General features: G+C 65.1%; 9 protein-coding genes and 1 pseudogene. 6 read left to right on the forward strand and 4 right to left on the reverse strand.

Translation table 11 applies throughout. The annotated features are described in order from the left end of the window. Nucleotides 1–62: 62 nt before the first annotated feature. Together ACB039_RS20085 and ACB039_RS20090 are read left to right on the forward strand one after the other, a co-directional pair. Nucleotides 63–1,709 (forward strand): hypothetical protein, encoded by a 1,647-nt coding sequence (locus ACB039_RS20085; protein WP_182785681.1) that lies wholly within the window; start codon nt 63–65, stop codon nt 1,707–1,709. Nucleotides 1,710–1,825: 116 nt separating this feature from the next. Beyond that, nucleotides 1,826–3,028, forward strand: coding sequence for a Bcr/CflA family multidrug efflux MFS transporter (locus ACB039_RS20090; protein WP_182785682.1), 1,203 nt, complete (start codon nt 1,826–1,828; stop codon nt 3,026–3,028). An 80-nt stretch (nt 3,029–3,108) separates the two neighbouring features. On the opposite strand, the gene ACB039_RS20095 is transcribed toward ACB039_RS20090, so the two are convergent. From ACB039_RS20095 to ACB039_RS20105, 3 genes are all read right to left on the reverse strand, one after another. Next, nucleotides 3,109–3,675: a pyridoxamine 5'-phosphate oxidase family protein gene (locus ACB039_RS20095; protein ID WP_182785683.1), complete on the reverse strand. Its 567-nt coding sequence runs from the start codon at nt 3,673–3,675 to the stop codon at nt 3,109–3,111. 29 nt (nt 3,676–3,704) lie between these two features. Next, nucleotides 3,705–5,132, reverse strand: a complete 1,428-nt coding sequence (nhaD, locus tag ACB039_RS20100) for a sodium:proton antiporter NhaD (protein WP_171269644.1) — start codon at nt 5,130–5,132, stop codon at nt 3,705–3,707. 125 nt (nt 5,133–5,257) lie between these two features. Further along, a complete protein-coding gene (locus ACB039_RS20105) occupies nt 5,258–5,731 on the reverse strand; it encodes a DUF4357 domain-containing protein (protein ID WP_042648957.1) in 474 nt (157 codons plus the stop codon). A 152-nt stretch (nt 5,732–5,883) separates the two neighbouring features. Here ACB039_RS20105 and ACB039_RS20110 point away from each other — a divergent pair, with 152 nt between their 5' ends. Genes ACB039_RS20110 through ACB039_RS20120 form a run of 3 tightly spaced genes read left to right on the forward strand, consistent with a single transcriptional unit; the run spans nt 5,884 to nt 10,076 of the window. Further along, complete coding sequence (locus tag ACB039_RS20110; protein WP_163149137.1) at nt 5,884–6,558, forward strand: ABC transporter ATP-binding protein; 675 nt, start codon at nt 5,884–5,886, stop codon at nt 6,556–6,558. Between the two features lie 21 nt (nt 6,559–6,579). Further along, entirely contained in the window at nt 6,580–9,012 is a 2,433-nt protein-coding gene (locus tag ACB039_RS20115) for an FtsX-like permease family protein (protein WP_371166299.1), read from the forward strand. A gap of 23 nt (nt 9,013–9,035) precedes the next feature. Beyond that, complete coding sequence (locus ACB039_RS20120) at nt 9,036–10,076, forward strand: lipocalin-like domain-containing protein (RefSeq protein ID WP_232092403.1); 1,041 nt, start codon at nt 9,036–9,038, stop codon at nt 10,074–10,076. Here the strand turns inward: ACB039_RS20120 and ACB039_RS20125 are convergent. Beyond that, complete coding sequence (locus ACB039_RS20125) at nt 10,070–10,234, reverse strand: hypothetical protein (protein WP_182789029.1); 165 nt, start codon at nt 10,232–10,234, stop codon at nt 10,070–10,072. The genes ACB039_RS20120 and ACB039_RS20125 overlap by 7 nt on opposite strands. Before the next feature lie 566 nt (nt 10,235–10,800). Here ACB039_RS20125 and ACB039_RS20130 point away from each other — a divergent pair. Further along, nucleotides 10,801–10,901: pseudogene (locus ACB039_RS20130) on the forward strand (IS5/IS1182 family transposase); the annotation flags it as partial.

Here is a 10,901-nt window from a genome sequence, read left to right on the forward strand (position 1 = left end):
CGTCGCTGCGTCAGCTGACTCGTCTACACTCACTGCGCATGGGCGTGGCAGGGAGAGGATGCATGAAGGGAGGCAAGGAGTGGGCACTGGTGCCCCTGATCCTGGCACTGGCCAGTGCGCTCCTGGTGCTGCCTGTCTGGCTGCAGGGGGGCACTCAGGGGCACGATCTGTTCCACCACCTGCTCTCGGGCCACTATTTTGCCCGCCAGCTGTGGCAGGGGGAGCTCTATCCCCGCTGGCTGATGGCCATGAACGGCGGCTTTGGCAGCCCCACCTTCTTCTTCTACCCCCCGCTCCCCTACTACGTCAGCGCCCTCTTTGCCGGCCCCGGTGCCCCCGCCCAGCAAGCCATCTACCCCCTGCTCGGCAGCGCCACCCTGGCGCTGCTGCTCTCCGGCACGTTCGCCTATCTGTGGCTGCGCGCCACCACGCCCCCGGGCCGGGCCCTGGCGGTCAGCCTGCTCTACCTGATCCTGCCCTATCACCTGGCCATGGATCTCTACGCCCGCTTCGCCCTGGCGGAGTTCTGGGCCTTCGCCTGGGCGCCGCTGATCCTGCTTGGCCAGGATCTCGCCCATCGCGGCCTGCGCCAGGGCCTGCCCCTGCTGATCCTGGGTCTGGCGCTGCTGGCCTTCTCCCACCTGCCCAGCCTGCTGCTGATGATGGGGTTGGTCAGCGTGCGCGCCCTCTGGCTCTCCTGGCGTGTACGGGATCTGCACCCCTGCTGGATAGCTCTGGGGGCCCAGGGACTGGGGCTGTGCATGGCGGCCGCCCTGCTGCTGCCCGCCCTGGCGGATCAGGGGGCCATCTCCATGGAGCTGATGCGCGGCGGCATGTTCGACTTTCGGCGCAACTTCCTCGACCGCCTGCCCTCGGGCTGGGGGGACTGGCGCTTTCGCGGCCACCTGGCGTGGCAGAGCCTGCTGACCCTGGCCCTGCTGCTCATCGCCTGGGCCGCCGCCCGCGAGCCGCGCCACCCCGAGCTGCTGTGTTGGGGGGCGCTCGGCGTCATCGCCTTCCTGGTGATGCTGCCCGTGAGCCAGCCGCTCTGGAGCCTGCTGCCCCCCCTGCAGCGAGTGCAGTTTCCCTGGCGACTCAATCTTATCCTCACCCTGGCCACGGTCGCCGTGGTTGCCCTGGGTACCCCCACGCACCGCCCCTGGCAATGGTTCTGGTGGGGAACACTCCTGCTGACCCTGATCACCACCCTCGCCTACGTCCGTCACGCCCCCCTCACCCAGGCCCCCACCCGGGAGGCCATGACGTTCGAGTTCGACAGCAAGCGCAGCGCCCGGGAGTACAGGCCAAGGCAGGTGCCGGGGGGCATGTTCGCCCCGACCCTGCTCGCCTGGAAGGACGAGTTCCAGCCCCCGGTGAGCGCCGATCCCCCAGGCGCCAGCTGGACGTTGCACCGCTGGCAACCCAGGGCTCTGACCCTGGCGGTGACGGCGACCGTGCCGACCCGGCTGGTCCTGCACCAGTACCATTACCCCGGTTGGCAGGCCTGGCTCGACGAGCACCTGATGCTGACGGTGAGCGCCAACCCCCAGGGGTTGATGCAGCTCTGGGTGCCGGCGGGCAGCCACAGCCTCACCCTCAGGCTGACGGCGCGCTGGCCCGAGCGGGCAGGCAATGCCCTCTCCCTGCTCGGGTGGCTGGGCTGGCTCCTGCTCCTCTGCCGCCACCGAGCATACCGTCCGGTGCGCTGAGCCCTTAGCAGATCTGACCTCAGGGCCCGTGCCAGGATAGACCTGCTCAAGCCTGCCAAAACTGATAGACTCAACACTTGCCTCTTTTCCCGGCCCTGCCACGACTCGGATACCCTATGCCCCAAGCCACGACCCTCTCTCCCCGCTTCCTGTTCATCCTGCTCGGCGCCCTGGCGGGCCTGACCCCGCTCGCGGTGGACATGTACCTGCCCGCCATTCCGGCCATCGCCCGGGACTTGGCCACCAGCATCGACGGGGCCCAGCTCACCATCAGCGCCTTTTTGGGCGGCTTCGCCATCGGCCAGCTGTTCTACGGGCCGCTCGCCGACAGCTTCGGCCGCAAGCCGGTGATCCTGGCGGGCCTGACGATGTTCGCCGTGGCCTCGGTGGGCTGCGCCCTGGCGGATTCCTTGCCGGAGCTGCTGTCCTGGCGGATGCTGCAGGCCGCCGGCGGGGCGGCGGGATCCGTGGTGGTCAATGCCCTGCTGCGGGATCTGTTCGAGAAGGATGCGTTTTCCCGGGCCATGTCCTTCGTCATCCTGGTGATGACGCTCGCCCCCCTGGTGGCCCCCGTGGTGGGCGGCTACATCAGCGCCCATGCCGACTGGCGGGTTATCTTCTGGCTACTGGTGGGCATCAGCCTGCTCATCTGCGTGGTGATGCAGTGGAAGATCCAGGAGACCCTGAAACCTGAACACAGGCAGCCCCTCAAGCTCGGCCAAGTGCTGCGCAACTACTGGGGAGTGCTCTCCCACCGCGGCGCCATGGGCTATGTGCTGTGCGGTGCCCTGTCGAGCTCGGGTATGTTTGCCTTTATCAGCGCCTCCCCTTACGTCTATATCGAGTATTTCAAGGTGCCGACCGAGCATTACGGCTGGCTGTTTGGCCTCAATATCCTGCTGATGATGGTGGTCACCTTCGTCAACAGCCGCCTGGTCAAGGGGGTGGGCGCCGAGCGCATGCTGCAATACGGTCTGATGGTGCTGCCCTGCGCCGGGGCCCTGCTCATCTACAACGCCTGGAGCCAGACCGGCGGCCTGTGGGGCATCGTCATCCCGGTGGTACTGTTCGTCGGTCACATCAGCCTCGTGGGGGCCAACGCCATGACCGGCCTGATGGGCCACTTCCCCCAGTCGGCGGGTACCGCCTCGGCGCTCGCGGGCACCCTGCGCTTTGGCATCGGCGCCGTGGTGGGGATCCTGGTCAACCTCAACCCGCCCGAGTCGCCACTGCCCATGGCGATGGCCATCGCCGCCTGTGGCCTGGGCTCGGCGCTCTGCTACTGGCTGCTCACCGGCAAACGTGCCGGGGCGGCCTGACGATCCCTTCGGCTCAGGTTAGCCTGACACGAAAAAGCCCTGTCCACCGGACAGGGCTTTTTGCATCAGGGGCTCGGCCCTCAGGCGTCTGCCTCCAAGCCGCTGCGGGCCAGGATCTCGCTCTCCAGCCCATCCAGGCTCAGCTGGTTCTTCTTGCGCCAGTAGGCCTCTATGCCCTCCTTGCCCTGGCGCGCCGACCAGTTGGCGAGATCCTCCCTGTCCCCCTGATAGTCAAACAGGGGCACCGACATGCCGCAGGAGGTCTGGACCCGTTCAATGTCGAGCAGGAAGATCTGGCGGGCCGCCACGCTGGCCGGGAAGCGCGCCAGCGCCGCCTCCCAGTCCGGGTCGCCCCGGTGCAGCACCCGCGCCTGGCCATAGGCCCGTAGTATCATGGGCGCCCCCTCGAAGGCGCAGAACATCACTGTCATGCGCGGGTTCTGCAACACATTGGCCGCCGACTCGTTGCCGCTGCCGGTCAGGTTGAGCCAGGCCAGGGTATGGGCATCGAGGATGCGCAACGAATCCCCTCCATTGGGGGAGAGGTTGACCGTGCCCTCACCCGCCGCCGTACCGACAAAATAGATTTTCTGCGCCGCGATAAAGGCCACGTGGCGCGGCGAGAGCGCCTCGAACAGTTGTCCCATCATCCCTTCCTTTGCAATGTCCATGGCGCTCAGAACAGGGCGCTGTTGAGCCACAGATGCGCCCCTATGCTGACCATATAACCAAGGAGAATGGCGGGCAACCACTTGAGGTGGCCGACGAAGGTATAGATGCCACGGGCCTGGCCCATCAGGGCCACCCCGGCGGCGGAGCCGATGGAGAGCAGGCTGCCCCCCACGCCCGTGGTCAGGCTCACCAGCAGCCACTGCCCCGTGCTCATCTGCGGCTCCATCGACAACACGGCAAACATCACCGGAATGTTGTCGATGACGGAGGAGAGTAGGCCGATGACCACATTGGCCTGGGTCGGATCCCCCTGGTAGAGGAACTGGGATGCCAGCGCCAGATACCCCATGAAACCGAGCCCACCGACGCACATCACCACCCCGTAGAAGAAGAGCAAGGTGTCCCACTCCGCCTTGGCAATCTTGTTGAACACGTCGAACGGCACTATGGAGCCGAGGCGCAGCAGGCGTGCATGGTCGCCGGTGCGCTCGTAGAGGGCACGCTCCCGCGCCAGGATGCCACGCTGTGTCTTGCGCAGGTAGAAACCGAAGAATTGCAGATAACCCAGCCCCGTCATCATGCCAAGCACCGGGGGCAGGTGCAGAAAGTGATGGCAGGCGACGGCGGTGCCTATGGTGAGGAGGAAGAGCAGCACTATGGTGGCGGCACCGCGCCTGAGCACCACCTCCTCATCGAGCACCCTGGGGGCATGACGCGGCACCATCAGACTCATCAGGCTGGCCGGGATCAGGAAGTTGAGCAGAGCGGGGATGAAGAGCGCAAAAAACTGGCCGAACGGTACCTTGCCTGCCTGCCACACCATCAGGGTGGTGATGTCGCCGAAAGGGCTGAAGGCGCCGCCGGCATTGGCCGCCACCACTATGTTGATGCAGGCGAGGTTGATGAAGCGGCGATCCCCGTTGGCCACATTGAGCACCACGGTACACATCAGGAGTGCCGTGGTGAGGTTGTCCACCACGGGAGAGATGAAGAAGGCCAGAAATCCCGTGAGCCAGAACAGGGTGCGCAGGCTGAGCCCCGCCCGCACCAGGCGGGCGCGCAGGGCGGCAAACAGCAACCTGTCCTCCATAGCGTTGATGTAGGTCATGGCAACCAGCAGGAACAGCATCAGCTCGGCATACTCCAGCAGGTTTTGCCGAAACCCCTCGTGTGCCAGGGGGCTCTGTCCCTGCCCGGCATAGACGACGCCAATGGCTATCCAGATGATGCCGGCGGCGATCAGCACCGGCTTGGATTTGCGCAGCTTGAGGTACTCTTCGGCCATCACCAGGAGATAGGCGAGCACGAAGATGACGAGGGCGAAGAGGCCGACGCCGGTGTGCGTCAGGGAAAGGGGGCCGCCATCGGCCAGGGCGGGGCCACAGAACAGGCAGAGCCCGGGCAAGGGGGCAAGGCGTGAGGATCCAGACATGGGTGCGCTTCTCTTGAGAACCGTCTGGCATTGAGGCTAGCAGCGAACCGGGAAGTCACCGCCATCCCGACCCTGAGGCCGGACCGCCCGCCTCGGGGCAGGCGGCGCGGCCCGAACAGGGGACGTCAGGGGGTCTTCTTGCCGAAACCGGACTGCTTGAGGGTGTAGCCGGCACTGTTTTGCCAGGCATCCAGCCCGCTTCTGTTGTTGCCCGCCACCAGGCTGGCGGCCAGGCTCGGGCTGTTGAACAGCTGATCGGCGCCGAACACGAAGCCCCCCTCGGTTCGGGGGATGAGCACCCCCTTGGCCAGCAACTCCTGGCGCAGCTCAATCACCGCCTCGCGCAAGGAGGCGGCATCCTCCCCGTTGGCGGTGGAGCCCGCCTGCACCATGAAGCCGGGATTCTGCCGCTTGCCCACCGGATAACCATGGGCTTCGGCCCCCTTGCCGTTGAAGTGGTAGAGCTCGCGCTCGCCGGGCTTGTTGTCGGAGAGCGCCTTTTGCAGGGTCATCAGCTCGTTGTAGATATCGATGGGGACCACGGCAGCCTGCTTGGCCCCCTTGCTGTCGACGATAAAACTGACTTGCTTGTGTAACATCCTTGCTCATCCTGTGACCCATGGAAGCCCCTATTCTAACCACCTCTGGCGAGCGGGATCCAGCGAGGATCCTCATCCCTTTTGCAGGCGCGATCACTAACTGGCATAGTGGCTGACATTGTGAAAGCCATTGGCCATCAACCGGTTATCCCATGCTGAATCTGCGCAACCTCGGTAAACACTTCGCCAACGGCGGTGAGACGCTCCCCCTGTTTGCCGGGCTGGATCTCAAGCTCAACCCCGGCGAAACCTGTCTGCTGCTGGGGCAAAGCGGCTGTGGCAAGTCCACCCTGCTCAACCTCATCGCCGGTCTCATCCCCCCGGACGAAGGGGAGATCTGGTTGGGAGAGACCCGGCTCGACACCCAGTCCCCGGACGAGCGGGCCCGCCTGCGGGGCCGGCATTTTGGCATCGTCTATCAGGACTTCAACCTGCTGCCGACCCTCACAGTGCTGGAGAACCTCTGTCTGCCCCTGGAGATAAACCACCTGCCCCGCGACATGGCGCGCCTCGATGCCCTGCTCGAACGCCTGGGGATGAGCCACAAGCGCCACGCCTGGCCGGAGCAGCTCTCCGGCGGCCAGCGCCAGCGGGTGGCCCTGGCCCGGGCCCTGGTTCACCGACCCCAGTGGCTGCTCGCTGACGAGCCCACCGGGAGCCTCGATGAGCACAACGCCGAGCAGGTGATGGGGCTGATGATGGCGGCGGTGCGCGATACCGGCGCAGGCCTCTTGCTGGTGAGCCACAACCCGGGCTATGGCGCCCTGGCAGACAGGGTGCTGCGCCTGGAAGGGGGGCAGTTGCTCGAGGCCAGACCCCATGGGTGACGCAAGCCGCCGGGATGCATCATGCTGCCGCTGAAGGCGCTGCTGCGCCTCTATCGCGCCCACCCCTGGCTGCTGCTGATGAGCCTGGCCGGACTCATGCTGGGGGTCACCCTGGTGGTGGCCATCGAGCTTTTGAACCACAGCGCCCGCACCAATTTCGTCGCCGCCCGCAGCCAGCTTGCGGGGGAAGCGAACTACCGACTGGCCCCGAGCGGTGGCCTGGATGAGGGGCTCTACGTTCGGCTGGTGCGAAGCCAGCCCGCTCTTGACGCCATGCCCCAGTTGCACGCCTGGCTCAAGGATGAGCAGGGGCGCAGCTTCCAGCTGCTGGGGATGGATCTCTTCAACCCGGGCCCCCTGCGCCGACTCTTTGGCGAGCAGCCGGGGCGCGAACCCAACTTCACCCTGAGCCGCGCCGACAGCGTCTGGCTCTCGGCCCCCGAGGCGAAACGCCTCGGCTGGTCCCTGGGGCAGTCGCGGAGCTTTATGCTGGGCGCCGGGGCGGACAGCGCCCGCACACTCACCCTCACTCTCGCGGGTACCTTCGAGCCGGGCGCCGTCCCCATGGAGCGACTGCTGGTCACCGACATAGGCCTGGCCCAACCCCTGCTTGGCAAGGCAGGAAGACTGGATCGCATCGTCTTCAAGTTAAGCGACGCAGAGGCCAATACCTTGCAAAGAGCCTTGCAGGCCGCGCTGGGAGCCGAGTTCTCCCATCAGCCGCTCTGGCTCGAGCCCATCAGCCCGGCCCTCGATGCCAGCCAGCTCGGGGATGCCCTGGCCCTCAACCTCAGCGCCCTCTCCCTGCTCGCCATGGCGGTGGGATTGTTTCTGGTGTTCAACGCCCAGCGCTTCGTGCAGAGCGTGCGCCGCCCCCAGCTCGCCCAGCTCATCATCCTGGGGATGCCGCCAAGCCGGGTACTCCGCTATCTGGCCCTGGAGCTGCTCATCCTCGCCACCATAGGCACCCTGCTTGGGCTACTGCTCGGCAGCCTCTTGGCGCTGGCCCTCATGGGACAGCTCACCCAGGCACTGGCAGACCTTTATGGCCCCAACCCCATCGATCTGCTGCGCCTCTCCCCCGCAAGTCTCATCAAGGCGCTGCTGATCGGCCTGTTGGGGACGCTTGCCGCCAACCTCCCCGGCTGGTGGCAGTTGCTGCGCCAATCCCCTCTTGCACTGCGGGAGGGGAGCTGCCGCCCGCCGGTTTATCCCTGGCGCAGGCGTCTGCTCGCCATCGCCATACTGCTGCTCTGCGCCCTCTGCCTCTTGTTGCCGCAAACCGGCCTGGGGGGTGCCCTCTTCGTGGCCGGAGGCTGGCTGCTCGCCATGGCGCTCGCCCTGCCCGATGCCCTGCGCGCTCTGCTGGGGCGGCTGCGCGGGCACGGCCCCCTCAGCGTCCGGCTCGGGGTGGCCGAGACCCAATACCATCTGGATCGCACCGCCATCGCCGTTATGGCGCTGCAGCTTGCCATCGCCGCGGCCATCGGCATCGGGGTCATGGTGTCGAGCTTTCGCTCGAGCGTGGAGATCTGGCTCGGCCAGCGGCTCGCCGCCGACCTCTATGTCAGCGCCCCCAAGGGGGTGGCAGGCAGCAGAGGCCAGCTGAGCGAGCAGACACTGACCGCTATACTCGCCGAGCCGGACGTGCGTGCCGCCTCCCGCCGCGCCGTGCACCCCGCCCGCTGGCAGGGGCAGCCCATAGAGTGGGCGCAGATGGACTTTGTCCCCGAGCTCAAGGCCGCCTATCCGTTGCTGGCCGGGCGCTGGCCCGCAACGCCCGACGAGGTGCTGGCGAGCGAGCCCCTCACTGTGCGCCTCGGGGTCAGAGTGGGGCAGACCCTGGATGTGACGAGCGAAGGGGGGCCAAGGGCCCTCACCGTCACCGGCGTCTATCAGGATTACGGCAGCGACAAGGGGCAGATACTGCACGCCTTCGAAGGGGGCGCGGTGCAATCCCTCGCCCTCTTCAGCACGGATCCCGAGGGCCTAAGCGATCGGCTGCGTGCCCGTTTTGGCGAGCGGGTGAACCTGCTGCCCGCCCCCGCCATCCACGCCGCGGCGCTTAAGGTGTTCGATCAGACCTTTGTGGTGACCGAATTGCTGAAATTGCTGATCCTCGGCATCGCCTTCGTCGGCATCGGCTCCGCCTTTATGGTGTTGGGGCTGGCCCGCCGTGGCGAGTTGCAGACACTGCAGAGCCTGGGGATAGGCCCCCGCCACTGCCGCCGCCTGCTGGTGTGGCAGGGTGCGGGACTGGGGCTGCTCACGGCGCTGCTGGCCCTGCCGGTGGGCTATGGCCTCGCCTGGGTGCTGATTGAGGTGGTCAACCCCCGCGCCTTTGGCTGGCGTCTCGCCTTCGAGGCCGCCCCCTTGCACGCCGTCACGGCGCTCTTGCTCGCCCCCCTGTGCGGGGCGCTCGCCTCCTGGTACGCCGCAAGGAGAGTGGTATGAAATTGAGTTGGAAGTGGCCGCTGATGATTGCCTGCATCCTCCATGGCGCTACGGTCGGTGCCAGCGACCTGGGCACCCTGCTCGGGGGCGGCAGCGATCAGTTCAGGAAGGCCGAGCCGGGCCAGCCCATCCGCCTGCCCGCCGATCACGGCGCCCACCCCGACTACAGATCCGAGTGGTGGTATCTCACCGGCAACCTGAAAGACGAGCAGGGGCGCGACTACGGCATGCAATGGACCCTGTTTCGGCAAGGTATCGAGCAGCAGATCACATCGGACAACCCCTGGCTCAGCCCCCAGCTCTGGCTGGCCCAGTTCGCCATCACGGATCTCGCCCGTGGCAGCCACCGCCAGGATGAGCGCACCAGCCGCCAGGGGCCAGGGCTCGCCGGGGCCAGCGGCGGCGAATACTGGCTAAGAGAGTGGGTGCTTGCCTCTGAAGGAAAATCGCTCTTTCCCGCCACCTTGAAGGTGCAGAGCAAGATGGGTGAGTTGAACCTCAGGGTGAGCGCCGCCAAGCCAGTGGTGCTGCAAGGCAAAGCGGGTTACAGCGAGAAGAGCCCGGGCAACGCCTCCTTCTACTACTCCTACCCGCGCCTGACGCTTAGCGGCACCTTGACCCTGGAGGGGGAGACCCGCGCCGTCACAGGCCAGGGCTGGTTTGATCACGAGTGGAGCAGCTCGGTACTGGCCCAGTGGCAATCGGGCTGGGACTGGTTTTCGCTGCAATTTGAAGATGGCCGCGAGCTGATGCTGTTTCGCCTGCGCACCAAAGCGGGCCACACTGAGCCGGAGAACCGCTACGGCATCCTGATTGAACGAGACGGCAGCAGCCGGTTACTCGCTCCAGAATCCATCGTCCTCACCCCGGGCAAGACCTGGCGCGGTCCAAAGGGGCAGGACTACCCCGTCGAGTGGCAGCTGGAAGCCGCCGATATCAAGCTCACCATCCGTGCACGCCAGCCCAATCAGGCCATGACGGGCCGCTTTGACTACTGGGAAGGGGCCGTGACTGTCGAAGGGGATGCCCAAGGGCTGGGTTATCTGGAGATGACGGGCTACTGAGCCTTGCCCCTGACCGCCATCGCGGCTGAGCAGGTTCGACTCATAGATGTCAGCATCGGCACGCGTTTGGCGATGCTGTTGGCCGCCTTCTCGCTGTCACAGGCGGACAAGGCGGCGGTGCAGGCGATGGCCAGCATGGCTTTGTGGTGCATTCTCATGACTCTTGTTCCTTGCAATTGCTTTGTTATGTGAGGTGCATTCAATTGCCGCTGAATTTACTGGAGGAAGGGTTCGCCGGTCGACGCAAGATCTGTAACCAGCTGTTACAAGGCATTGATGAGCAAGAGATAACACATGACTTGCTTGGCCGGGCGATGCAGCAACAAGAAGAGAAGCCATCTCCCCTCCCCCGTTTCTCTCGACCTTTCCGCGTCAAAATCTGACCGCCATCAAGATTTCATTCAAATCCCACGGATCGGCTGTGTTTTTACTCAACAGGAGCAGTCAGCGTTTGATAGGCTACTCATCCGACCCTCAGAGTCCCAAAGGTAGCCAGGGAGTGGTTATAGTTCATTTCTTTTTAATTCTGCTTGAAAGCAGCACAACGGAAGCTGAAATCCGTGCGGTAGCAACCCCATACCTCTAGAAATGAGATATTCGACAGAGAAGATAAAATAATATTTTCAACACAACCGAAAATTTTCAGATTCCCCTAAGGAAGGTGCGAACAAGTCCCTGATATGAGATCATGTTTGTCATCTGGAGCCATGGAACAGGGTTCATCATGAGTCATCAACTTACCTTCGCCGACAGTGAATTCAGCAGTAAGCGCCGTCAGACCAGAAAAGAGATTTTCTTGTCCCGCATGGAGCAGATTCTGCCATG

It is taken from the genome of Aeromonas sp. S2(2024) (assembly GCF_041402505.1).
Lineage (GTDB): Bacteria > Pseudomonadota > Gammaproteobacteria > Enterobacterales > Aeromonadaceae > Aeromonas > Aeromonas media.

Excerpts from the sequence above, each read along its gene's own strand:
- ACB039_RS20085 (WP_182785681.1), top strand. The coding sequence starts at position 63 with ATGAAGGGAGGCAAGGAGTGGGCACTGGTGCCCCTGATCCTGGCACTG.
- ACB039_RS20090 (WP_182785682.1), top strand. The coding sequence starts at position 1,826 with ATGCCCCAAGCCACGACCCTCTCTCCCCGCTTCCTGTTCATCCTGCTC.
- ACB039_RS20095 (WP_182785683.1), bottom strand. The coding sequence starts at position 3,675 with ATGGGACAACTGTTCGAGGCGCTCTCGCCGCGCCACGTGGCCTTTATC.
- nhaD (WP_171269644.1), bottom strand. The coding sequence starts at position 5,132 with ATGTCTGGATCCTCACGCCTTGCCCCCTTGCCCGGGCTCTGCCTGTTC.
- ACB039_RS20105 (WP_042648957.1), bottom strand. The coding sequence starts at position 5,731 with ATGTTACACAAGCAAGTCAGTTTTATCGTCGACAGCAAGGGGGCCAAG.
- ACB039_RS20110 (WP_163149137.1), top strand. The coding sequence starts at position 5,884 with ATGCTGAATCTGCGCAACCTCGGTAAACACTTCGCCAACGGCGGTGAG.
- ACB039_RS20115 (WP_371166299.1), top strand. The coding sequence starts at position 6,580 with ATGCTGCCGCTGAAGGCGCTGCTGCGCCTCTATCGCGCCCACCCCTGG.
- ACB039_RS20120 (WP_232092403.1), top strand. The coding sequence starts at position 9,036 with ATGATTGCCTGCATCCTCCATGGCGCTACGGTCGGTGCCAGCGACCTG.
- ACB039_RS20125 (WP_182789029.1), bottom strand. The coding sequence starts at position 10,234 with ATGAGAATGCACCACAAAGCCATGCTGGCCATCGCCTGCACCGCCGCC.